The sequence below is a fragment of the Halpernia humi genome (assembly GCF_900108025.1).
Classification (GTDB): domain Bacteria; phylum Bacteroidota; class Bacteroidia; order Flavobacteriales; family Weeksellaceae; genus Halpernia; species Halpernia humi.
On the sequence record NZ_FNUS01000001.1, the window covers coordinates 709,560 to 734,873 of the forward strand.

The window sequence follows — 25,314 nt, forward strand, 5'->3', positions numbered from 1 at the left end:
AACTACCACAAAAATAAAAATTATCCCGATTTTTGGGACATAAAAATAATTAAATGGAAAATATTTTAGATTGCATCATCGTTGGTTCTGGCCCTTCAGGCTTTACAGCGGCTATTTATGCGGCAAGAGCAGACTTAAAACCAGAACTTTACACCGGTTTAGAGCCGGGCGGACAATTAACAACAACCACAGAAGTTGATAATTTCCCGGGTTATCCCAATGGAATTACGGGTCCGGAAATGATGATGGATTTGCAAAAACAAGCCGAAAGATTTGAAACAAAAGTACATTATGAAATGATAACTAAAGCCGAATTTTCTTTAGAAAGGGGCGGTATTCATAAACTTTGGGCAGGAAATAAAGAATTATTTGCAAAAACGGTAATTATTTCTACTGGTGCAACTGCAAAATATTTAGGCCTTGAAGATGAAAAAAAATATTCTGGAGGCGGTGTTTCTGCTTGTGCCACTTGCGACGGATTTTTCTATCGCGGAAAAGATGTAATAGTTGTAGGCGGTGGAGATACAGCGGCTGAAGAGGCGACTTATCTTTCAAACATTTGTAATAAAGTCACCATGTTAGTGAGAAAAGACCATTTTCGTGCATCAAAAGCAATGGAAAAAAGAGTTGAAAACACGCCCAATATCGAAGTGAAATATTTCCATGAATTGGTAGGAATTGAAGGTGAAAATAGTTTGGTAGAAAGAGCCGTTGTAATTGATAACAGAACCCAAGAAAAATCTACAATAGACGTTCACGGCATTTTTATCGCGATTGGTCATACGCCAAATACTTCAATTTTTGAAGGTCAAATAAATTTAGATGACAACGGCTACATTATTACAGAAGCGAAATCTACAAGAACAAATATCCCAGGTGTTTTTGCGGCAGGCGATGTGCAAGATCATCTTTACAGACAAGCGATTACTGCTGCCGGAAGTGGCTGTATGGCGGCAATGGATGCTGAAAAATATTTAGGAGAATTGAAATAAAGTTGTAAATTTTTTTTTATTTAAACGTGAATCATTTACTAATTACTAATTAATTATAAATAAGGTGAGAACGATATTATACATATTTATTGGTGGCGGTTTCGGCAGCGTGATGCGTTTTCTGATTTCTAATTACACCGAGAAACTTTTTAATATTAAAAGTTTTCCTTTTGGCACATTTACGGTGAATATTTTGGGATGTTTTATAATTGGTGTTGCGTCGGCTTATTTTTTAAAAGTTGATAATTATTTAAAATTTCTTTTAATAACAGGCTTTTGTGGCGGATTCACAACTTTTTCTACATTTTCCGCAGAAAACTATTCTCTTTGGCAAAATGGAAATTATTTCACTTTAGCGTTCTATATTTTAAGTAGTGTAATTTTAGGCTTATTCGCGGTATTTGCTGGGTTTCAAATGATTAAACCATAAAGAATAAAATCTTATATATTTTACAAAAAATAATTTTGCCAGAACATAAAAGATTTTTATATTTGCACCACTGAAAACGGAAACGTTTTTCTGGAGAAATGGCAGAGTGGTCGATTGCGATAGTCTTGAAAACTATTGACTGTAACAGGTCCGGGGGTTCGAATCCCTCTTTCTCCGCAAAAAGTCTGTAAATATATATTTACAGACTTTTTTTTGCTTTACACTGACTACTTATTTTAGTAATAATTTCTCTAAAATGAATTGAAAATCGGCTTATACCAACCGCAAAATCTCTTTTCGCAAATTTATACTATTACCTTGAATTGATGTTAATTAATGATTTCCTTAAATCTAAAAGATAGCAGATGGAAAAATGCTTATTTTAGGCCAGAATTTTTAAATAAATATACTATTAAACCTCCTCACCTTTCATCATTTTATTCCAATATAGATAGGGCAATCCATATTTTTTTAGCATCCATAATCTCCAATGCTCTTTGGAACTATCAGAAATAAACATTTTTTTTAGTTTTGGATCAGGCGTGAATTTATTGTCGTAATCAAATTCGGCTAAAACCATTTTACCATAATCTGTGACAAGCGGGCAAGAAGAATATCCATTATAAGTTTTTTTTCCTAAATGGTCATTTTTAATCATCGTTGCAATATTATCTACCACTACCGGAACTTGCTTTCTAATGGCAGCGCCTGTTTTTGCATTTGGTGTGCCGGCGACATCACCTAAGCCATAAATGTTTTCATACTTTGTATGCTGCATGGTATGTTTATCCACATCCAACCATTTATTGGCATTTACAAGCACGGAATCTTGCACAAATTTTGGAGCCACAGACGGCGGCGCAGTATGCAACATATCGTAATGAATACCGTATCTACTATTATTTTTAGTCACTTTCACATCCTTATAATTATAGTGAAACGCTTCATCAATACTCTCATTTTCTTCTTCACCAGACATCACAACGCAACCACCAGCAGAAATATCTTTTGTTAATTCATACCACGCAATTTGGTTTTCTGCATCTATTTCTACTAATTTATGATGGAAGCGAATATTGATATCTTTCTTAGTAATAACTTCCATCAATGTTTTCGCGATTTCTTTAACCCCAAAAATTAAACTTCCTGCCGTTGCAAAAATAATTTTAGTACTATTTCGAACATCTGATTTTGCAAAATGACTTTCTGCCAAATACATGATTTTTTGTGGCGCACCACCGCATTTAATTGGTGTAGCAGGTTGCGTAAAAAGCGCAGTTCCGCCTCTAAAATTTTTAATTACGTCCCAAGTGTGAACCGGATTTGTGTAATTACTGCAAACCACACCTTTATCCATGGCTTCACCTAAACCTGGCACCAAACTGAAATCATAAGTTAATCCAGTTGCGACCACTAGATAATCATAAGTAATATCTCCGCTAATCGAAGTATGCACTGTGTTATTATCAGGATCAAAACCTGTTGCTTTGTCCATAATCCAATCGGCCTCTTTTGGCATTACATCTGCCATTGGTTTGCTTGTTTTATCAAAATCATAGGCACCTGCACCAACCAAAGTCCACGCTGGTTGGTAATAATGGATACTTGCCGGCTCTATAATCCCGATATCTTTTATTTTTTTCTGCTGTATAAGTTGCGCCGCCGTCATAATGCCAGCAGTGCCTCCGCCAATAACAAGGACTTGATAATGTGATTTCATAAAGATTGTTTTATTTTTATGGGAAGATATCAATAATTTACATACTTTTATGTAACATATGTTACATAATTGAAAAATTTAATAATATTATTTAAAAAAAATTAGAAAGTTGACTTTTGAACAAAGCAACCAAATGTATGATAGCGTTTGAAAACAACCTTGGTTCAAAATCTTAGGGAAATGACAATTTTGGTTTTTAAGAAGATTTGAATTTGATATTTAATTAAAAATCTAGAAAATTGTCTATTATTTAAAAAAGACTTCTTTAACAAAAATATAAATTCCCATTGCCAAAACAAACCAACCGAAACCTTTTTTTAATTTTTTACCATCAATAAATTTATTAAGCCAAATCCCTATGAATATTCCAACTACGGCAATTGCTGAAAAGGGAAGCAGAAATTTCCAGTCGATTTCAGTGTGACCAACATCTCCCAAAAAACCTAATAATGAATTAACTGCAACAATAAAAAGTGAAGTTGCAACTGCGTTTTTCATGGGCAAACCCGCTAACAAAACCAATATTGGTATAATTATAAAACCACCACCTGCGCCGACTAATCCGGTAATAATGCCTGTTAAAAATCCGAGAATTATTAATAATAAAAAATTATTTTCTGATGATTTTTGTATCACAGGTTGCCTGTCTTTTATCATTGATACAGAAGCCAAAACCATGATAATTGCAAAAAAAATCATTATGGCAATGTCTTTAGTTAAAATAAAATTGCCAATATTAAAAATAGTATCAGGAATTGCAGGAACAAGATATTTTCTAGTAGAGAAAACCGATAATAAAGCCGGAATGGCAAAGGTAATGGCTGTTTTAAAATTAACCAAACCGTTGCGAAGATTTTTTATAGTGCCCACAGAAGAGACACTTCCTACTATAAAAAGAGAATAAGCAGTTGCTGTAACCGGATTGATATAGAGCAAATAAACCAAAATTGGAACTGTTAATATTGAACCGCCACCGCCGATTAAACCGAGAACAATTCCGATAAATAACGCTCCGATATATCCTAAAATTTGTATAATTTCCATAAGTAGGATAAAATTACATCTTAAGTTTTGTAAGTAGCGTAACTTTTGTTACATAGCAAAGAGATTAATCTTAAAGAATAGGATTTTTCAATATTTTTTTTAATTTTTTTTAAATAAATCTAAAATTTGTTTAGAAAAGCATACAAATCCTCATCTGGCCCGAGTTCTAATTTTTTACGAAGTCTAGATCGTTTTACATATAAACTGGAAGGCAATACGTTTAGAATCTCTGCAATTTCTTGCGTATTTAGACCCGTTCTTAAATAGGCACATAACCGTAAATCATAAATTGAAAGAACAGGATGAGCCATCTGCAAATTTTTAAAAAAACTTTGATGCAGTTCATCCATTTGTATTTCAAAAGTGTGGTCTTCCACGTTAATATAAGAATCTAGGAGTTTTTTGATTTCTTTTAATCGTAAATTATTTTGCGCTGGATTTTTTTGTGCATCCACAATCTTTTCTTTCACATTTTCCAATAAGCGCATTTTGTCTTCATCTTCTTTTGCTTTAATGGCGAGTTCGATGGTTTTATCTTTTACCAACTTCTGAAGTTGAAGTTTCTCTTTTTCTAATTGATTTTGCTCTGCAATAATTTTTTCTTTTTGAAATTTTTCAGACTGTTTTTCTAACTTTTTTTGCTGTCTTTTGAGCAAGGCTTTTTTTTGTTTTTCTAATATTTTTTTTTCTTGTCTTCGAAAAAGATAATAGACTAAAACTAATAAAAATGCATAAAATACATAAGCATACCACGCTCTATAAAAAGGTGGAGAAATAGTGAAACTCACCTTTTTTTCAGGGTTAATATGATCATTTATTTTTGCACGCACATAAAAATCATAGTGGCCTTCTCTTAAATTTAAAAACTCAAAACGGTTGTTTGCAGTCCACAAACTCCATTTTTTATCGTTGCCAAATTTATATTGATAAACGGTATTTTCTGCTTGTGGAACAGTGAAAACCAAACGAACATTATTAAAATTATATGGTATTTTTTGGTTTAAAATAGCTGTTTTGGTTTCAGAATTATTAAATATTTCTAAAGCGCGAAAAACAGTAGGGTTATAATTTTGAACTCCCTTTTTTTGATTAATATTCTCTAAAGCAAAACCATTATCTATCGGATAAAAAAGATAATCTTTTGAAATTAAAATTGGTAACTTAAACGGATTCAGTAATTCGTTTGCATTTTTGGTATTTAGTGCGGTTGCTTTAGAAGTGAATTTTTGTAAATTTTCATTAAAAATATATTCACGGCTATCACTTTTAACATGTATTTTATTGCCTTGTAAAAATAGAACGAGATTATTACCATTAAAAAAATCAGAAAAAAATGTTTTTATATTTGAGGTATTTAGATGAGCATCTAAGTTGGCTTTTATGATGCCATAATTGGGAACATTTACCCAAAGCGTATTTGTATTTTGAAGAACCAATTGGTTGCAAGAACCGCCAATACCTTCTAATTTTTTTTGAAATTTCCAATTATTATTTATTTTTTTAAAAACTGAAATACCATTATAATTGCCTGTTAGAAGGTTGTCGTTATTAAACAACTTCATCGTCCAAGCGCCACGATGGTCATCTAATTTCTGTAAATTTTCCCCAGAAATTTTAAACAAGCCTTCATCGTGACCCATTAGCATTTCATTTTCGATGTTCTTCAAACTCCAGACCTGCCCTTGTGAGCCAGCAATCAATTTGAATTGGTTTAAAGGTTGCGAATTATTGAGATTTTCCCAATCGGTTACATAAAGCCCCTGGTTCGTCCCGAGATAGAATTTATTTTGCCATAAAATCGCACTTGTTGCCGAGCCAAAATTACCAGTATAATCAAAAAAATAAGTGATGGGATCTCGCATAAAAATTTTGGACAAGCCATAATCCATCCCGCACCATAAATTACCTAAATTATCTTCATGAAGACTAAGAATCGTATTATTGATTAAGCCTTTCTTTTTATTAATTTGATGTATGATTTGGCCTTCTATATCTGTAATATAAAGACCATTTAAAATTGTACCAATAGCCAAATACGCATTATCTAAAACTTTAAAGCTAAAGACTTGTTCGTTTTTTAAACGTTCTGATAGCGAATTTTTTAGAGTTGATAATTTATTATTCTCAAAAATTAAAAGTCCTTTGTTTTGCGTAACGATGAACATTTTATTTTGAATTTGATAGAGACCAATAATTTGTAAATTTATATTTTCAGGATAAGAAAAAATTAGCTTTAATTGATTATTTTCTAAAGTATAAAGTCCGTTTTTTTCGTCAGCAAAATAGAGTTTATGGTTACTTTCAAAACTTTTATAAAATTTTGTAGGTGCTGGTATAAGTTGTAATTTATTATTTTTTAAACTATAAATATTCTCGTGTGAGACAAAAAGAAGTGTATTCGCATTTTTGTAAACACCCCAAAACTCTTCATATTCTTTTGCAGTTTTGGTTTTTTTAGGATAAAGCGATTGGTATTTGAATTTTTTGTAGGCATCTCTTTTCCAAACGCCAAAATCTACATCAGAACCAGTGTAGATGAGTGAATCATTTGCCACCAAAAGTGAGCGGGTGAAACCTTTGCTGCCTTTGTAGAGTTGCCAATTTTTACCGTCGAATTCTGCTAACCCTTGGTCTGCCGCAAAGTATAAAATTCCATTTTTAGCGGAATTTATATCCCAAATTTTGCCCGCGTTTTTGTACTGTACAGGTGCAAAATTTTCAATTTTCGGAACCCCTTTTACTTCAATATTTTGCCCAAATAAAAGAAAATTGCAGCAACTTAAAAATAATATAATCGATTTTTTCACACCGTAAGATAATAAAAAAAATAAAGCTGTTTGAAATAATCAAACAGCTTCATTAAAATTGAAAAATTAATTATTTCACCATTAATTTTGTACGTTTTACAGTGCCATCTTCTTGCACTGCTTCTACGATATAAACACCTTTAGATAAACCTTGAGTATTTACATTTTGTGCTTTTGCAGTTTTTACCAGTTGCCCATTCATGCTAAACACTTTCACGGTTTTCACATTACCTGTAATATTGAAACTAGAATTTGCAGCTACTGGGTTTGGATAAATTTTTAAATTATTTTTTGCTGAAACTTCACTTGTTCCTAGAGCAGAAGTAGGATTGTAGAAGTAAAAATTATCCACGTAAAATGTAGGGATGTTAGATGTGATTACAACTTGAGCAATATCGCTTCTAGTGCCCGTTAAAGTAATATCCAAAGAATTCCATTGGCCTGGAACTAAAGTTGGAGTAGTTCCAGCGTTAATACTATATATCACAGAAGAAGCTTCAGCTGCACCACCACCAAAATCAACTACTTTAGGATTAAAAACCCAGCCGTCATTTAAGGCATCTACCCAAACATCCATGTGCATCTTGGTAGCGTTGGTAAGATTCAAATGAGTACTACCGCTAAAATCAATTCCTAAAAAGCCACCTCCTGTTATTTTTCTTGTGTTATTTCCAGAAATCATTAGATCTATTACGTTATCAGAATCCCATACTGGGTTCCAATCTGCCGTTGTAGCTGGTGAATAAGTATCACTATATAGAGATGCTACATTTGGTGCAGCAACAGTAGGAGTTGGCGCTGGACCTGTAGGCCCTGCAACTGCAAAACTTACATTGTAAGTTAATTTAGTAACACCATCTGCTGCGGTAACTTCAACTGTAGTAGTACCTGGAACAGACGCTGCAGGTGTCACTACAGCATTTGCACCTGCTTGTGTAGGAGTTGCAGTAACTGTCGGTACTGTTGTTGTTCCTTGCGGTAAATCTACTGAATAAGAATAAGTAGAAGAACTAAAACCCGGGATTGTTGTTCCATCTACTTTTAAATCGCTTAAAGTACCATCATTAGATGAAGAAACTACTTGCAAACTAACGTTATCAATAGCTACATATCCTACTTCAGCTCCCATATCAAAAAGAACTCTACAGTTTGCGTCGCCATATCCGTTTGCTGTTAATACATATGTGTATCTTTTTTTAGTAGTTGTTAAAGTAGGTGTCACAGTAGTTGAGTTATAAGGCCCATGATTCTCACCAAAACCTGCAACGATAGTTCTATTTCTATCTGAATAAGCATCAAAAGAAAAGACATAAGACGTACCATTTGTAATTGTAAGAACATTACTAATGTTAACATTATAAGCAGGACCCGCAGCCGCAACATCTGCTGCATTTACATGGTTTCCAGATCCATCATCTATTACATTTAAGGCATTTCCGCTCCAGCCGGTGGTACCGTTTTCAAAGTCACCATTGGTAACAAGTTCTTGCGCAAAGCCTAATGTATAGGCAAATAGAGCAATTAAAAGGGATAAAAATTTTGTTTTCATTTTTTTAAAAAAATTTAATTAATATAATTTGTTGAATATAATTCAAGAAATGACTTTCATTCTAGAATTTTGCTTTTAGTAAATGTACTTATTTGGGGCTACTATATTATCTAAAAATACGTTAAAATATGCTAATGTATAGAAGATGTATAGATGTTTTTATTAGTACACTTTATTTTTTTATTTATTTTATTTACTTCTTTAATACTTTAATGGTTTCCGTTTTATTTGCATTTTTCACTAAAAGATAATAAACACCAGCCGGATATTTTGATAAGTTTAATATAGTGTTTTTTCCGCAATTTTTGGTTAAAATTATTTTACCGCTTTCATCTATTAGCGAAATTGTATTTTTTGCTTCTGGCAGATTAATATTTAAAATATTCTTTACAGGATTTGGATAAATTTTCACTTTCTCATTTGAGATTTCCGAAGTATTTAAAGCGCAATTACTTCCCACCACATAAGAATAGTATTTGGTTACTGATAATCCGCCTGCAAAAGCAAATTTCACCGCATAATTAATGGTAGAATTTAATGTTTGCCCCGTAATTGTTTGTGTAAAAGTATTATTTCCCAAAGCCGTCATTGGTGTTTCTTCGAAAGGACTTTGTTTCCACAAATATGCTATAACGCCAGTTTTATCGGTATCTAAAAGTTTAAAAGTAAATTTTACGTCGGTTCCTGTAGTTTCAAATTTATAGTCGTATCCTGTGCTAAAACTGCCTTGGCTTGCTTCGCTACTAGTCCCACTACAATTATTACTTACTGTATTTGTTGTTTTGGCACTTAAATTTATCGGGCTGTTTGCAGCATAATTTCCAGCACTATCAGCCGCTGTGACGGTGAAATTATAGATTGTATCTGGCGCCAAATTATTAATTACAACCGATTTATCAGTTCCAGATGCACCAGTTGTGGTAATTTCATTACCATTATAAGAAACCTTATAATTTAGAGTGCCATAATTGTCTTTTGCATTTAATAAAAGTTCTATGGAATTATTACCAATACTGCCCGTTTTAGCCGTAAACAAAGTTGGCGCTTCGGTATCTGGCGTTGTATTTTGATAGACTCTTACATAGTCTATTTGCATGGAAGTTTGTGAAAAACCAGCAGGAACTGCACCCGCAACACCACCCAAAGCTATATTTAGTAGGATATATTGTTCTTTATCAAAAGGCCAAGTATCTGCATTTTTCACGGAAGGATTATAGGTGTAATAAACAACCCCATCCAGTAAAAAAGAAATTTGGTTGGGCGACCAATTCATAGAATAAATATGGTAATTAGATTGTATATCACTACTTGCAATGGTACTTCCATGGTTCACAGAATTTCCAAAAGATGATGGAGTGTGCAAAGTACTTTGAATGAAGTTTGCAGGCTTTCCGCTAAAAATGCCATATTCCATCATATCAATTTCCCCGCAACCTGGCCAAGGTGTGGTGCCAAAATCATTATTAAAATAGCCTCCAGGTTCGCTTACATTTTTTCCGAGTAGCCAAAGCGCCGGCCAAGTTCCTTGGTCAATTGGCACTTTTGCACGGATATCAACTCTGCCATATTTGAATGAAAATTTAGAATTGAGTCTTGCAGATGTAAAATCTTTAGTCACACCTTGGTCTGTAAAAGTTTGTCTTTTCGCAACTAAATTTAAAATCCCACCTGTTATATTGCTGTTTTCTTGCAAATCTGTGTAATGTTGTAATTCACCATTATACCAACCTGTAGAAGTTGGAAGTTGTGTTTGATGAAACCATTTGGCTGCATCTACAGCGCCGTCTGTGCTAAATTCATCCGACCAAACTAAGTCGTGATAAACCACATCCACTTGTGCTTTCGCCGTGATTTGGAAAAAAATAAATATTGAAAATAATCTATAAAATAGAGATTTAAACATAACTTAATTTTGAATTTTCATTACTGAACATTACTTTTTTGGGCTTTCTATTTTCTTTAAATAAACCCCAATGTTTTTCTGGTTCTAAAGGATCAGCTGAGCCTTTCCACTGTTCGTCAAAAGCTTCAAAATAATAACACAGAATGTTTTCTTCTTTACACCAATTAATTAAGGCATTGAAATAATCTTGTTGCGCATTTTCATTAGCATTATGAGCGGGGAAACCTCTTCCATTTGCGGCTGTTGCCCATCCTGCTTCTGTTATCACAATATTTTTATGCGGATATTTATTTTTTACTACATTATAATTTTGAATGGTAAAATTTAAAGCATCTTCAATTCTAATATTTTCCCAAAGTGGATAGGTATGAATTGATATAAAATCTACAATTTCCACCAAAGGCTCTAATTCATTAAGCCAAGGCAAATAATTTTCGCAAAAAGTAACAGGTTGCTGCGCATTATTTTTAACTAATTTAGTGTAATTAATAACACTTTCTACGGAAACCAAATGATCCGTCCAACTTACGCAGGCCTCATTTCCAACGGATAAAAAGTTTATTATTTGCGGATATTTATTCGCTAAGACAATAAGTTTTTGAATTTTACTTTCGTTTTTTCGCTTGTTTTCTTCTAAAACTTCTTTAGATAAATAAGGCATTTCCCACGGACAATTTTCATTGTTCATTTCGGCTTCAATGTAAGCGCCAAGCATTATTTTAAAATTAAAATTTTCTTTACTTATGACTTCCAGAAGTATTTCCGCATGCAAATCAACATCATAAATTCTTAAATATTTAAAATCATGTTGCAACAAAAGCAAATCTTCCCTAATTTCTTCATAAGTCGGATATTTTCCGCCAGGCTGTTGCCCCGCACGAAAGCCAGAATAGCAAATTGCATTTGCCGGTTTTAATTTATATTTTTCGAAGATTGTCATTCTTATTTTTAAAATTTTAATTTTTCATTTTCATCCCAAATTCCCCAATGTGCCCCAACTTCGCCTTCCGGACCGACTTTCCAAGCCTCATCAAAAGTAGAAAAATAGAAGATTTCTACATTTTCATCGGCGCCCCAAAGTTGGCTTCCTATAAAATATTTTTCGCTTTGTAAAAGCGAAGGAACAGAACCGCCAATAGTTTCGCCCGCAGTTGGCCAGCCAGTTTCTGAAATAATGACCTTCTTATTTCCCGCTACATTTTTGCATTGCTGAAACATATCTTTTAGATGATTTAAAGAAAATTCGCCCGGCGTTCCTTCCCAAAATGGATAGCAATTACATAAAATCACATCACATATTTCAGTGATTTTTGGCCGCATCACAAATTCATAATAAGCATCAACGTAGCCTACTGAGCAATTTGGAATGGCGTCTTTCACATATTGAATATTCTCCAAAAGTTCATCCTCTGTTAAATCTTCTCTGTATAAAACCTCATTTCCAACCGATGCAATATCCACAAAACCGTCATTATAAAGTTGGATTAAAGCATCCATTTCTTCCTGATTTTTGTCTTTTTCATTACCAAGCCACGCGCCAACCAATGTTTTTAAACCATACTCTTTTGCAATTTTTGGTATTAATTCGTTGCCTTCTATGCAAGAAAAAGAACGCACCCATTTTGTGTATGGCTTTATTATTTCAATTCTGCGACGGATTTGTTCTTCCGTGATGATATCTCCTGGTTTTTGATGGGCTTCATAAAGGCTAAAACATAAGCCATGAACACCGTTGTGAAGAATATCTGTAAACAAATGCTTAAGTTCTTCTTCAGATTTATCTTTAAAAAAAGAATCCTCTGTTTTACTACTTTTATCGTTGTAGTTTAAATATTGGCTTATTCTAAATGACATTTCAAATAGTTTTAATGTTTATTTTTTTCCGAATTTCAAAGTTTCACTTTCGTCCCAAATGCCCCATTTAGCACCAACTTCACCTTCTTGTTTTTCTTTCCAAGATTCATCAAAAGATGAAAAGTAGAATAAATCTAAATCTTGATTTTTAGAATATTCTTGCGCTGAAATAAAATATTTCATGGCGTTAAATTCTGAAGGTTTGGCATTTCCGACGTTTTCTCCTTTACTTGGCCAGCCGGTTTCTGTGATTATTATTTTTTTACCTTTCGCAACTTCTCTCGTTAAATTGACCATTCCATCTAAATAGGCTAAAGCATTTTCATTTTCTGCACCTTCCCAAAATGGATAACAATTGGCTAAGATAAGATCACATGCTTCAACCAAATTTGGTTTATCTAAAAATTGATAATAAGCATCTACATATCCCACAGGAATTGAATCTGGTAAAGCCTCGCGTACTCTTTTTATATAGCCTATAAGTTCTTGTTCTGATAATTCTTCACGGTGCAACACTTCATTCCCTACAGCTGCAATATCTACCAATCCTGCTTTTGCAAGGTTTATTAGCGACTGAATTTCTTGCTCATTTTTTACTTTATCCTCACTTATCCAAGCGCCAACCAAAGTTTTTAATCCTTTTTTATTTGCAATTTCTGGGATGAGTTCATTTCCTTCTGTGCAAGAAAAAGATCTTACCCATTTTGTATGTGGCGCAATAATATCTAATCTTCTACGGATTTGATTTTGTGATAAAGTATCACCAATTTGTTGACCTTTCAAATATGGACTGAAACATAAACCATGTAAACCTTTTTCTAAGATTTCAGAATATTTATTTTGAATTACATTTTCTTGTACTGAACTTAAATCTAAACCAAATTTAGAATTGATTAAGGTCGCATTCTTAGTTAATGACAATAATTTGCCAGAAAGTGCAGAATAAGATTGTTTTTTTACAGGTGCTTTGCGTGCCGCTAATTCTTTTTGAATTTCTCTGGCTTTTGCTTCCGTCAAATTATAATTCCACATTACAACCATTGCTATTAATGTTCCTGCAATTGGTACACCGGAAAAGAATAGTCTTAAACCTGTAACGGCATCTTCAGTCTGCACGGGTAAACTTGGATCAAAACCCACCAGAGACATTATCACGCCAGTTAGCAAACCCGCAATTGCAAAACCAAATTTCACCATCCACCAATAAATAGCACCAAAAATACCTTCTCTTCTTTTTCCTGAAGTTAATTCATCTAAATCACAAACATCAGCTGTCATAGACATCATTAGGGTAAATAAACTACCAATTCCGAAGGAAAAAAACGGCAATGCAAATATGAACATATAAGGTTTTCCAGGGACGAATAAAAACCAAAGTAAGATGTAACCGAAAATAGAAATGCCTTGGCAAACCAAAAAGGCTCTCTTTTTTTCCATTTTTTTAGACATCCAAGAAACAATTGGGATCACTACGAATGTTGTTGCAACAGCGCCTAAACATCCAAAAAGAGTTGGCCAAATTCCTGCTGCTGCGGCGTCTCCTTTAAAAAGATAATATACCACAATAAAAAATGTGAAACCAGCAACTGTGTTAAAGGCATTAAATATTAAAAAAGTAGAGATGCATAATTTTGTAAATGGTTTATTTTTAAAGGCTTCTTTAAAACTTTCAAAAATTTCAGTTAAACTGCTACCAATTGTTTTCACATTTAAAGGCGAAAAACTTTCTTCATCAATGGTTGATTTACTTTTAATAAAAACAGCAGGAATCATCGCCAAAACCATACAAGAAAGACCAACAATTACGGCTAAAGTTCTGGTAGCGGTATCCGCATTTGGAAACCAAGAAGGATCATACATAATTACCCAAAACCAAGGTGCAATAATCCAAGCCCATTGCCCGATAAATTGTGAGATGGCCATAATACTCGTTCTCTCATGAAAATCATCACTCATTTCATAGCCCATCGCCACAAAAGGAACGCTAAAAATAGATAGTCCTAAATAAAAAACGGTGGACCAAAATAGAAAATAATAAAAAATAAAATTTACAGAATCTTCTCTATGCAATTGCCACATAATCACAAAAGAAATCCCCATAATAATAGAGCCAATGAAAACGTATTGTCTTCTTCTCCCCCATTTTGAGCGGGTATTATCTGAAATAAATCCCATAATTGGATCAATAAAAGCATCTAAAATACGAGGTAGGAAAAATAGCAATCCATACATCAAGGTAGGAATTTTTAAATTTTCTATCAAAACCACCATAAAAATACCAAGTGCTGCGGGAAACATTTGATTTGCCAACATTCCCAATCCAAAGGCTACTTTCTGCCCGAAAGGAACTTTGCCTGTCGATTTTGTTACTGTTTGATCCATTAGTTATTTAGTTTTTGATGATTATTGTTTGTATTGCCTTTTTTGAAATTTCATAATTTGCCACTTTTTTTCCTAAAACTATTTTTCCTTTTTGAACTTCTTCTGAAGGATTAAAAATAACCACAACTAAATCCCCATTTGGATTTTTTACGGCTGTTGTCATTAGTTTCTCGTTGTCATTTTTTAAATCAATTCGTACGGCGTTCGGCTCAATAAATTTGCTAAATTGTGCCATCACATAATAAATCGGCGTGAAATAAACTTGGTCTTTTTCCGGATCTACAATTACGGGCGCAACACACCAGTTTTTAAACCAATTCGGGCCGCCTTGTTTATCTAAAATCATATTCCAATCAATCCAGCCGCTTACAGAATGATTTAAGCAACCAATAATGTCTCGCGCATAGCGATAAACAGGAACATATTTTGGGTGTAAATATTTATCTTCTTTGCTTGCCCAATCAAATCCCCAATCTGTTGCTTCTTTGTTCCAATACCAAGCATCATCTTCCCAATGCGGCACATCTGCATCTACACAGGCTTCCGTTTGAATAATTAATTTATCTGGATTTTGAGCGTGTGCTTCATCTAAAATTTGCGGGAAATAATCGTAAGTGCTATCATACCAATGGATTGCAGCACCAGCAAAATATTTAGAAGATTCTTTGCTTCGGTACATTTCTTTCGTCCACTTCAATAAATCTGCTCTATTTTGGTCGTAACCTAAAATTTTAACATTTTTAAACGGCGAATTTTCTAATTGCGGACCAAGATAATTTTGAACAAAATCCGTCATTTCTTTCGGTCTAAAACGCATACTTTCCCAGTTTCCACCATTTCCGTTGGGTTCGTTTTCTACCGTTAAACCCCAAATATTAATATCTTTTTTCTGATATTCTGCTAAATATTTTTCAAAAAATAAGGCCCAAGTTTTATTGTATTTTGGTAAAAGTTTTCCATCAATCCAACTGTTATTGTCTTTCATAAAAGGTGGCGCCGTCCACGGTGAAGCAATAATTTTAAAATTATTTTTCGACGTTTTTTGCGCATCTTTTATCATCGGAATTAAATATTCCAAATCGTGTGAAATGCTAAAAGTTTTTAAATCTAAATCTTCCGGATCTGATACATAAGAATAATGACCTAATGCAAAATCTGTAGAAGCAATCACAGTGCGGGTTAAAGAATATTTTGCACCATCTTCACCGAAATAAGCGCTTATGATTTTATCTTTATTTGCTTGCCCTAGTTTGCTGTATAAATAAGCGCTACTTTCTGTGAAAGCACCTCCAAATCCCAATATTTTTTGAAAAGTTTTATTTGGATTTAAAATAATGGCAGAAACATTTTCACCATCATTTTTGGCGTCCGAAAGATTTAATTTTTCTAATTGATGACCTTCCGCCGAAGTTTCATAAACTTCAACTTTTAAAATAGAATGCTGAGAAGTACAACTTTGCATAAGGCAGAGCAGGCTAAAAATTAATACTATTTTATTTCCTAAATTTTTCACTTTTAGTGCAATTGTTTTGCTAAAATGCCAACACTTATTTTTTCAATTTCACCTGTTCTTTCCCAGATTTTTGAACTTATTTTTTCATTCAAACTAAGAACTGAATTGTATTCTTCTTGTTGGTTGTGATATTTAATTTTAATAAAATTTTCAGAAGAAATTTGGTAAATCACAGGAATTTGACAAATTGTAAAACCAATTGAATTTGCCGGTAATTCAATACTTACCTCATTATTTTTAACATCAGTGATTTCAATTTTATCTTCTTTTGCTAAAAAATTAGATTCTTTCAATAAAAATGGATCAAATTTCAGGCTGCCATTTTCTACCACAATTCCCAATTCGCCCCATCTAGAAAGCAAATCTTCTTTCACTTGCCCAGTCATTCCGGGTTGTTGTGCGCCTTTGTGAAGCGGTGTATGAGAGTAAGGATCTGTGGGGAAAGCGCCATAATTTTCTGGTGATTTGTGTGCGCCAATTCCTTCTTTTATGTCTTCGTAATAATCGATTAATTGATTAAGAATATCTTCTGAAACGCCTTCATTTCTTGCTTTTATCACAACTTCTTGCACAGCCAAAAGTAATTTTGAAACCATGTGCCAGTAAATAGAACCCAAACCTTCATAAGCGAAAAAAGTGCCCGATCTACCCGTAAATTCCTTGTGGTGAAAGACGTTTTCGTAAATATTTAAAATTTTTGCTTGCTCTTCTTCATCAATATTTAATGCATCTAATTCCGTTTTTAGATCATCTGCATTTTTAAATTGACTATTAAAATGGTAATTGTTTTCAGAGTCTTTTTCTACTAAACTTACATTTCCGTTTTGCAAATGATTTTTTAAGATTCCAGATTTTAAAACTTCATTTTCTGGGATATTATTTTTAGTTAAAAAACCTTTTAATTGATGGTTTGGATAAAGCAAATAACTGTTTTGATCTACTCTATACAAATCGCTTTTCCGCATTGCTTTTAAAACATTTAAAACTTCATCTGCAGTTAAAAAACCTGAACTTAAAACTGCAACTTGACCTTCCAACATATCATTCAAATAAGAAATCGAAGCAGAATTTTCATCATAAGAAATAAGATTATAAGCATGATAAAGTCCGTTTTCTTTTTTATTTGCTTTGATGGATTGATCTAAAAACGCCAAAGCAATCGTCATAAATTCTAAAATTTCTGAAGTTTTGATGCTTTGATAATTTCCGCTGAAAGATTCGTTATAAATTTGTTCGCGGTAGTCGCTTCCGGCATTTCCGAGTGCATCCATAATTGTTTTGCGCGCTTCATCAGAAAATTTATTTTGAAGTAAGATTTTGTGGTCTTCAAAAATTTGATTTAAACGGTGGAAAAACACCGCCAATTCTTCGGAAATTTCTACTTCTTTTTCCTCTGTTTTTTCTAAAATAGTTTCAAAAAAATTGAGAAATCTACTTAAATAATAGAGCGTTACCATAGAAATGCCATTTCCAACGAGAGCATTATTCGCATCATTCCATTCTGGGCGTTGCGTATTCATCCAAATACCACCTTCTGGGATAAAATTTGAAAGTTTACTTAAAGTTGTTGCAAGTATTTTTTCTAAAAAAGTAACGTGGTGAAGTTCATTTTTTTGATTGAATTTCAATGTGGCGTCTTCACCTAAAATCGCTTTATTCTTATGAATTTCTAATTCTTCATCTTGCTCAAAATCTATAGTCGATTTTGGATTTTTTAAAATATCTGAATATTTTTTTATTCTATACGGCACATTGGCGTAAACAAATGATTTCTCAAGGAATAAATTTTCTAAATAATCCGGATTATAATTTTCTGAAAATTCTAAAAATTTAAGTAAATAAATGATTTGGTGATCGCCCCAATAACCGATGTACGACCACGGATCATCAGGTTCAATTGTTTCCCAATCGAAGCCATTTTTAGTAATTCTATAAGGGTTATAACCTTCAAAAGTGGATGCATTTAAAAATCTAAAAAGCATAGAATTTTGCCATTCTGGAAATGCGTGTGCTAATGCTTCCCAATTTTGGAAAATATCGCGCCAGTTTCCTTCGTAATTTAAAATTTTAGAACCATCTTTTTCGCTTCTGGTTTCAATGGAAAACTTGTTCCACGGGCGCGACGGATCACCATGACGGCGGCTAAATTTTAATGGTAAATATTCTGTTGAAATTCTTTTTAAATCAGAATTATCAATTTCATCAACTAAATCTGCAAGTTGAAATTTTGTAAAAATATCGGGTAAGAGATTTAATTTTTCGAAATAGGCATCGTAGATTTTGGTATTTCTTTTTTGAAGTGACGAAAGAAAATCTTGTTTTTCTATATTGTATTGGTCGTCAAAAATACCGCCACGCATAATGTTAAAAAGCGTGTTGGAATAATATCTTGCATCATCTCGCAAATCGGCGGTGTGCTGAATTCCGTCCGCAGCATTAATTAATTTTAAAAGATTTTCTATTCCTAATTTTATATCTGCGGAAATTTTTTCACTAAAATTTTCAGTGTTTTTAATTTTATCAGAAAGGTTTACAATGTTGGAAACATTTTGATTAACATTGGCAATAATATCCCATTTTCTAGTTTCGTTTGAAGATAATTTAAAATCATCAACAAGAAAATAGGCGCCTTTTTCACCTTTAGAATCTACTTCTTCAACTATATTTTTATTTTCTCTAAAATTTTGAAGTTGTGTAGAAGAAAGTAAAATTTTCGGATTTTCGAAACCAATGGACCAGGCAATATTTGCAGTCAAAGATTCATTTGGTTCGGCTTTATCTACGATTGTTGCGCTTAAAGCAAAAATCCCGATATTGGAATTTGTATCTAATTCGCTTCTTTTGTAAGCATCAACTAAATTACTGGTGCTATTTTGCAAATCGCTTCCAACGCCTGCTGGTAAAATATTTTGCAAACCATCACAAATACTTACTTTAAATTCCGTATCAGAAATATTTTTAAGTTCCGTTTCCTTAACAAAACCGTAAATGTTAGAATTACTCCATTTGTATTTGAAAATTAAACCTAAATCTTCATTAATTTCTTCAAAAATAATTGAATTTCCGTAGATGCTTTTATAAATATTTCTGGTTACATTTTGTAACTGATTTCGGATTGAAAAGGGTTCCCAAATTACAAATCCATCATTATTATAAACTTTAATAATGGTTTTTGTGCCAGTATTTTCGGCTGACTCTGTAATTTTATCATCAGTATAATAAGGGAAAAGTGCAAATTCGCTATTTTTTCTTCCAGCACTTAATGCGCCATTGCTAGAAATAAACATCCAATGGTTGGAATCGCTTACAATGCTCATAAAAAATGGACGCATATGATTAACATTAGAAATTTTAAAAAAAACTTCATTATTAATTTTAATTTGCGACATTTCTACCATTGAAATTGTTTTAGAGTCTTGATGGGTTTTAGTTGAAGATTCTATCATTTGATTTTAAGAAAAAAAGGGGATTTGTATGAAAGATGATTATAAATTTCGAATTAACTTTTATTTGTAAACACGTACGTAATCTACGGTCATAGTTTGTGGAAAAGGCGTAAGCGAAGATGGGTAACCTACATAATTACCACCCACGGCAAGGTTTAAAATAATGAAGAAATCGTGATCAAAAACCCATTTTCCGGTTACTTTGTCTGGTGTAATGCTTTGATAGAGGAAATTATCTACAAAGAAATTAATTTGATTGGGCGACCATTCTACTGAAAAATTGTGAAACGCTTTGTCAAATCTATCATTCTGCAAGCCATATTGTTTTGTAATGGCTGCTCCGCCAGAATAACCTGGGCCATGTACTGTTCCATTTATGACGTTTGGTTGTTGCCCCCGCAATTCCATAATATCTATTTCACCGCAATTTGGCCAAGTGTTTGTATCTTCGTCTGCGCCAAGCATCCAGAATGCTGGCCAAATACCAGGACCGTAAGGTGTTTTTATTCTGGCTTCAATTTTACCATAAGTAGTGGCAAAAAGGCCTTTGGTTTTAATTCGACCAGAAGTAAACTGGCTTCCATTATAGGCTTCACTTTTAGCGGTGATAACAAGATTTCCATCTCCATCAAGAGATACATTTTCTGGCCTACTAGTGTAAGTTTCTAATTCTTGATTCCCCCACCCTGAATTGCCAGTGCCAATGTCGAAACTCCAGTTTTTTGCATCGGGTGCGCTTCCTGCGTTACCATTAAATTCATCATTCCAAACCAATTTCCAATTATGGTTTTGTAAATCTTGCACAGCGTCTCTTTGGCAAGAATTTACCGTTAAAAGACCTATTGATAAAGCTAAAAAAGAACTGACTTTATATAAAATTGATTGTTTCATTTTTTTGTAAAGAATTAATTGTTATAGAGATAAACATTATCTGTATAGAAATTACTAATATTTGCTCCAGATAATATGATTTGACCTAAATGTTTTCTACTTGCCAAACCACTAAGTGAAGAAAATGGGATATCGATACTTACCCATTTCTGACCAGCAAGAAATGGTGCTGAATAAGTTTTTGTGGATGAAGTATCGTCTCCGCCACCATAAGCGCCATCGGCACCCCAATCTATTAACTGTACTGAAAAACTGGCACCTGATGGTAACGATTGAGGCATGTAAATATCCATGTGGAAATTGGTCATTGATGAAGCATTAATTGTTGGTTTACTAAACTGAATTCCCACAAAGTTAAAGTTGGTATAATTTAAAACATGATCATTATTCACAGTAAAATCTGCAGATTGCGTTGTTTGATATGGTGCATAATATCCATTATAGTAATCAACTGGAACATTTGTGTATTGGTCACTAAAAATTGAAATTACTTTCGAAGCGTCTTGTGTAGGAACTGGTGCTGCTAAATAGGCACCAACACAATTTATTGTAAGACTGCCTTTTGCTAAACTATTGCCTAGGCTAGCGGTTATTTTTGATGTTCCGGCGCCGACGGTTGTAACTACACCTTTGTCATTAACCGTGGCAACAGTAGGATCTGAAGAATTATATGTAAAATAATACGGTGAAACATTTACAGTTTGGTTAATACCATTTGGCAAATTAAAAATAGCAGCAATATCATCAACATTATTGTTAACACCTGTGAAAGAGTTAATCACTTTATCTTCTCCTTTAAAAATTGAGGCTTGCGCATTACCAATAGTTCCAACGTTTTCAAATTTTACATCATCAATCCAAAAAGTATAACCTCTATTATTTTCTGGACCTTCAGACAAGTAAAACATGCCTTTTGCAGCTTTCAATTTCGAAGCATCTGGAATTGGGATGTACACTTTTTTCCAATTGGTATTCACAGGCAATGCACTTAAAGACGCTTGGTATTTGTTTTCACCTAAATCTGTCCCAAAACCGATTACATCAATATTTGCAGGCTGCGTTGCTTTTATCCAAAAACTTAAAGTATTGAAACTAGATAAATCTCTTGGAGTACTTGTAAAAAAAGCGCCACCTGCGTAAGAACCATTTGGATCATTTACATCTGGAACTGCAAATTTCATCGATTGTGCAGAATTGTTGTAGGTTGTATTTTTGTCTGTATCGAAAGCGTCAGGGACTGAACCTCCGAAAGCGGCATATTGCAAACCAGGGCTAAACCCATCTATGAAAACGTCTCCATTGACTGGATTTGTAGCTTGTTGCAATTCATTTAAATCTCGTTGGCAAGATCCGATCATTAAAATGGCCGAACATGACAGTAAAACTTTGGTGAATTTGTATATATTAAATTGTGATTTCATAAGAATTTATTTATTGTTTCAACGGTCATAGGAAATCGCCTAACTGAATGAGTGTTTTTAGCAAACTTGCTTTTAGCGATTTTATATACTTTTATAATTAATTACTTACCGATATTTATTTGAATATAAGTTCTAATCTCCCACTCGTTTCCGTTAGGAAAGCCTATTGCCGTAGGATCTGGTAGAAAAACGCCCGCAGCATTAATTGCAGAAGTTGGGTTATATCTTGGTGAATATTGGTTTAAGGTTCTATAAGTTCCTCTTATCCCAATCTGAGTACCAGGAAGTATGAACCAATCTGGTTTCCCGATTGTTGTAGAAAGATCTAAAACCAATTGCAATGGAAAGGTTAAATTAAAATCTCGGTGATAATCATAAGGTCCCCAGTCATTAAATTTTGCTCCAGCAACTAATTTTACTTTTTTGTAAATCGTTCTTAGATCCATTCCGTAGCGCATAATTTTACGTGTATCGCTACCATTTGCTTGTGCGCTTCCACCGTAGAAATTAGATATCAATCCAAAATCTGAATTTAATTTAGAGATAATTTTACCATTTACTTCCCAAAGGTCTGCTGCTGGAGCACCTCCTGGAAAAGCAAAAGTAGTTCTACCATCAGGAAAAATACCGATTGCCGCATCTTGGGTAGTTGGCATATGTCTGTAAATAAAGCCAACATTAAAAGCAAAAGGCGCATCCTCTGTACGGTCATTATCCCATTGGTACATCCAAGTTGCTGGTGTAGGATCATAAGTTAAAAGTAATTCTCCCGCTGTCATTTGTCGATTTACACGAACGCTAAATGGATCGTCTAAAATATTTCTTGGTCTTCCTGGGTTTGGAACATCTGCTGGTATTGGCCCTTCAATTGGTTTTTGCCATAAAAAGTTTGGTGCGATTTGAAAGTTTCCAATATTATAAGCAAATCCCGAAAGGAAATTATATTGATTACCACTTCCGCTATCTTTAAGATGCCATCCTGTAAAAGTTTGAGTATAATCTGCACCACCAAACGCAACTAATCCCATCACAGCACTTTGCGCATACCAATTAAATTTTCCACCAGTATAGGTTAATTTAATTTTTCCACCGAAATTATCTTTAGATTTAATCTGATCTTGAAATATAGAATAATTACCGGCATCGCCTCTCACAACTTGAAATGTTCTTCCATTTAAAGGCTGACCAGCCCAAATACCACCTAAATCTACTTTGAATTTTCCAAAAGTTCTATCAACAGCCAAAGTGACTCTTCTGGTTTTAGGTTGTGGAATGGCGTACGAAGACGTGGTTGATTGTTGTTTATCTAAATCTTCGTGGTAAATTCCCGTTAATCTATATTTCCCGAGCATTTTAGAATATTTTACCAAAACTGCCGGATTTGCGCCCCACCAAAGTTGTGGGCCAAAAGCGACTTTTAAACCATCCAGTGATTTTTTACCAGTAAATTCAAACCCAATTGGCGCTGCGCCATTATAAATATCGATGTTTGGTCCATAATTGGCTTCGGGATAAAGACCAAAGAAATCGCCTTCATATTCCCAATGGTAATGGCCAGTTCGGTAAAAGCCCGTTAAATTAAAATCTTTTGCATTCCAACTATAACTTGCTCTGTATAAGGCCAAGCGATTTTCAGATTGCAAAGTTGTAGTACCATCAACCGTTTTTACTTTCACTGGTCTTGCGCGGTTTTCATAAAAAATTTCATCAATCGGGTTTTGGGCAACGTTGCCAACAACGTTAAATTCCACATTTGCTCGCATATTAGGTGCTGGGTTTGCCTCTACTCCTACATAAATTGATTCCATGTGATCAAAGCCCAATCTATTCGGATATGTAGTTTTGTCTGGATCTGCTTGAGTGGGTGTTGTAATCAAACTTCCACCTGTGTTGTATGTATTAAATTCTGCAGTTAATCGGCTTAAACGAATTAATTTTGAAGAATTGGCTTCTAATGCAGCCTTATCGCCACGTGCTTGTAAACCTGCCTCTGTAGAATTTATATTTTTAAATTGATCATCTAATTTTGACAAAGATTCATTGCCAGAAAATAATTTTAAATGATGAATATCTTTCAATGCATAGTAAGCCGCTCGAGGATATAATTGATATAAGCCATTGGCATCAGCCGGTCCTTTCGCACAAATCCCAAACCACTCTTCATTCATATTGTTTTCACCTTTCACATAATCTTTTATATAACCACCGTTACTCCAAGATGCATCTGTATTGTGAACGTCCAAATCTACTGTTTGACCAGATTTCCACCAACCATCACTAAACTGAAAAGTGAAACCGCCCAAAGCGTTTCCCGCTTTTCCAAAACCAGCCGCATTTTCGTAAATTTCTTTCCAGTTACTAATTAAATAATCTGCTTGGTCCTTTTGATTTTCTCGTTGTTCAATTTCATTAAAAGCATCTGCACCAAATTCAGTAAACATAACTGGTTTATCAAGTACTTTTTTCACCTTTTGAAAAGCATCTCCGAAAGAGCTGCCACGGTAAATATTTACTCCTAAAACATCGATATCTGGACATTCTTTTGCAATCATATCCAAAAACAGCAAATCACCGTTACAGATTGCCACAGGATGATCTTTATCAATACTTTTCAGGGCTAAAGTACCTTCATTAAACATTTCATATAGAAATTTGGCTTTTATAGTAGATTTTCTATCTTCCATTGGCACATCTTCAGTCTCTGCGCCTTCCCAAAATAAACCATAATTGTTTTCATTTCCTAAAAGATACATTAATAGTCCTGGCGTATCTTTGTACTCCTTCGCCATATCTTCTGTTTCTTTCAAAAGAATCTTTTTTACGCGTGGGTCAGAGTAATCTGTATTTGGTGCCCAGCCTCCGTCAACCGTCAAACCATATCTACCAAAACTATAATTTACAACTGTGTAAATGCCATAATTTTCATAAATATATTTAATCCATTTTGGTGGAATGCCTGTGTAAACCCTTATGGTATTCACACCCATATTATTCAACAAAGCCATTTCATTATCCAAAGCTCTTTTAACAATATCGTCAGATTGCTTCCAAAGGCTGTAAGAGAAATTGGTTCCAATTGGATAATAATCCCAATTCATACCATTAATTATAAATTTTTGTTGATCAACCATCAAATGGTTTCCGTCGTTGTCCTTAGTCAAACTTATCGCATTCGCTTGAGAATAAAAATGCGACGAAACGATAATTAAGAATAGAAAATATACATATTTTTTCATCTATTATAAAAAGTTTTTAGGGTTATTAAATCTAATTTTCAGTTACTGAAATTTTATTTTTCTAAATGTATATTAAAGTTGGGACTTGGTAGTATATACATTATATATACAGCAATTTATAAAACA

General features: G+C 33.6%; 15 protein-coding genes and 1 tRNA gene. 3 read left to right on the plus strand and 13 right to left on the minus strand.

Annotated elements, in window-relative coordinates; all coding sequences use genetic code 11:
• Nucleotides 1-53 precede the first annotated feature (53 nt).
• From trxB to C4S29_RS03350, 3 genes are all read left to right on the plus strand, one after another.
• Entirely contained in the window at nt 54-992 is a 939-nt protein-coding gene (trxB, locus tag C4S29_RS03340) for a thioredoxin-disulfide reductase (RefSeq protein ID WP_103912698.1), read from the plus strand.
• 64 nt (nt 993-1,056) lie between these two features.
• A complete protein-coding gene (gene crcB, locus C4S29_RS03345) occupies nt 1,057-1,422 on the plus strand; it encodes a fluoride efflux transporter CrcB (RefSeq protein WP_103912699.1) in 366 nt (121 codons plus the stop codon).
• Between the two features lie 92 nt (nt 1,423-1,514).
• Nucleotides 1,515-1,599: transfer RNA gene (locus C4S29_RS03350), tRNA-Ser, on the plus strand.
• Nucleotides 1,600-1,834: 235 nt separating this feature from the next.
• Here the strand turns inward: C4S29_RS03350 and C4S29_RS03355 are convergent.
• From C4S29_RS03355 to C4S29_RS03415, 13 genes are all read right to left on the minus strand, one after another.
• Nucleotides 1,835-3,142, minus strand: coding sequence for an NAD(P)/FAD-dependent oxidoreductase (locus C4S29_RS03355; RefSeq protein ID WP_103912700.1), 1,308 nt, complete (start codon nt 3,140-3,142; stop codon nt 1,835-1,837).
• Between the two features lie 246 nt (nt 3,143-3,388).
• Complete coding sequence (locus C4S29_RS03360; RefSeq protein WP_103912701.1) at nt 3,389-4,186, minus strand: sulfite exporter TauE/SafE family protein; 798 nt, start codon at nt 4,184-4,186, stop codon at nt 3,389-3,391.
• Nucleotides 4,187-4,305: 119 nt separating this feature from the next.
• Nucleotides 4,306-6,993 carry a helix-turn-helix and ligand-binding sensor domain-containing protein gene (locus tag C4S29_RS03365; protein WP_103912702.1) on the minus strand — a complete coding sequence of 896 codons (2,688 nt, stop codon included), beginning with the start codon at nt 6,991-6,993 and terminating at the stop codon, nt 4,306-4,308.
• Between the two features lie 70 nt (nt 6,994-7,063).
• Nucleotides 7,064-8,542 carry a T9SS type A sorting domain-containing protein gene (locus C4S29_RS03370; protein ID WP_103912703.1) on the minus strand — a complete coding sequence of 493 codons (1,479 nt, stop codon included), beginning with the start codon at nt 8,540-8,542 and terminating at the stop codon, nt 7,064-7,066.
• Nucleotides 8,543-8,735: 193 nt separating this feature from the next.
• Nucleotides 8,736-10,445, minus strand: coding sequence for a family 16 glycosylhydrolase (locus C4S29_RS03375; protein ID WP_103912704.1), 1,710 nt, complete (start codon nt 10,443-10,445; stop codon nt 8,736-8,738).
• Nucleotides 10,438-11,385 (minus strand): glycosyl hydrolase family 17 protein, encoded by a 948-nt coding sequence (locus C4S29_RS03380; RefSeq protein WP_103912705.1) that lies wholly within the window; start codon nt 11,383-11,385, stop codon nt 10,438-10,440. The genes C4S29_RS03375 and C4S29_RS03380 overlap by 8 nt, the downstream gene beginning before the upstream one ends.
• Before the next feature lie 8 nt (nt 11,386-11,393).
• Nucleotides 11,394-12,299 carry a glycoside hydrolase family 17 protein gene (locus tag C4S29_RS03385; RefSeq protein WP_103912706.1) on the minus strand — a complete coding sequence of 302 codons (906 nt, stop codon included), beginning with the start codon at nt 12,297-12,299 and terminating at the stop codon, nt 11,394-11,396.
• A gap of 18 nt (nt 12,300-12,317) precedes the next feature.
• Entirely contained in the window at nt 12,318-14,681 is a 2,364-nt protein-coding gene (locus C4S29_RS03390) for an MFS transporter (RefSeq protein ID WP_103912707.1), read from the minus strand.
• A 7-nt stretch (nt 14,682-14,688) separates the two neighbouring features.
• Nucleotides 14,689-16,194: a glycoside hydrolase family 30 protein gene (locus C4S29_RS03395; RefSeq protein ID WP_317045062.1), complete on the minus strand. Its 1,506-nt coding sequence runs from the start codon at nt 16,192-16,194 to the stop codon at nt 14,689-14,691.
• A gap of 2 nt (nt 16,195-16,196) precedes the next feature.
• Nucleotides 16,197-19,640, minus strand: coding sequence for a hypothetical protein (locus tag C4S29_RS03400; RefSeq protein ID WP_103912709.1), 3,444 nt, complete (start codon nt 19,638-19,640; stop codon nt 16,197-16,199).
• 60 nt (nt 19,641-19,700) lie between these two features.
• Nucleotides 19,701-20,531 (minus strand): glycoside hydrolase family 16 protein, encoded by an 831-nt coding sequence (locus C4S29_RS03405; protein WP_103912710.1) that lies wholly within the window; start codon nt 20,529-20,531, stop codon nt 19,701-19,703.
• A 14-nt stretch (nt 20,532-20,545) separates the two neighbouring features.
• Nucleotides 20,546-21,952, minus strand: coding sequence for an Ig-like domain-containing protein (locus C4S29_RS03410; RefSeq protein ID WP_146063249.1), 1,407 nt, complete (start codon nt 21,950-21,952; stop codon nt 20,546-20,548).
• 101 nt (nt 21,953-22,053) lie between these two features.
• Nucleotides 22,054-25,188 (minus strand): glycoside hydrolase 5 family protein, encoded by a 3,135-nt coding sequence (locus C4S29_RS03415; protein ID WP_103912712.1) that lies wholly within the window; start codon nt 25,186-25,188, stop codon nt 22,054-22,056.
• Nucleotides 25,189-25,314: the final 126 nt, after the last annotated feature.

What these genes read in the sequence shown, in the direction of transcription:
- trxB (WP_103912698.1), top strand. Translation starts at nt 54, where the DNA reads ATGGAAAATATTTTAGATTGCATCATCGTTGGTTCTGGCCCTTCAGGC.
- C4S29_RS03355 (WP_103912700.1), bottom strand. Translation starts at nt 3,142, where the DNA reads ATGAAATCACATTATCAAGTCCTTGTTATTGGCGGAGGCACTGCTGGC.
- C4S29_RS03360 (WP_103912701.1), bottom strand. Translation starts at nt 4,186, where the DNA reads ATGGAAATTATACAAATTTTAGGATATATCGGAGCGTTATTTATCGGA.
- C4S29_RS03370 (WP_103912703.1), bottom strand. Translation starts at nt 8,542, where the DNA reads ATGAAAACAAAATTTTTATCCCTTTTAATTGCTCTATTTGCCTATACA.
- C4S29_RS03375 (WP_103912704.1), bottom strand. Translation starts at nt 10,445, where the DNA reads ATGTTTAAATCTCTATTTTATAGATTATTTTCAATATTTATTTTTTTC.
- C4S29_RS03380 (WP_103912705.1), bottom strand. Translation starts at nt 11,385, where the DNA reads ATGACAATCTTCGAAAAATATAAATTAAAACCGGCAAATGCAATTTGC.
- C4S29_RS03385 (WP_103912706.1), bottom strand. Translation starts at nt 12,299, where the DNA reads ATGTCATTTAGAATAAGCCAATATTTAAACTACAACGATAAAAGTAGT.
- C4S29_RS03390 (WP_103912707.1), bottom strand. Translation starts at nt 14,681, where the DNA reads ATGGATCAAACAGTAACAAAATCGACAGGCAAAGTTCCTTTCGGGCAG.
- C4S29_RS03400 (WP_103912709.1), bottom strand. Translation starts at nt 19,640, where the DNA reads ATGATAGAATCTTCAACTAAAACCCATCAAGACTCTAAAACAATTTCA.
- C4S29_RS03405 (WP_103912710.1), bottom strand. Translation starts at nt 20,531, where the DNA reads ATGAAACAATCAATTTTATATAAAGTCAGTTCTTTTTTAGCTTTATCA.
- C4S29_RS03410 (WP_146063249.1), bottom strand. Translation starts at nt 21,952, where the DNA reads ATGAAATCACAATTTAATATATACAAATTCACCAAAGTTTTACTGTCA.
- C4S29_RS03415 (WP_103912712.1), bottom strand. Translation starts at nt 25,188, where the DNA reads ATGAAAAAATATGTATATTTTCTATTCTTAATTATCGTTTCGTCGCAT.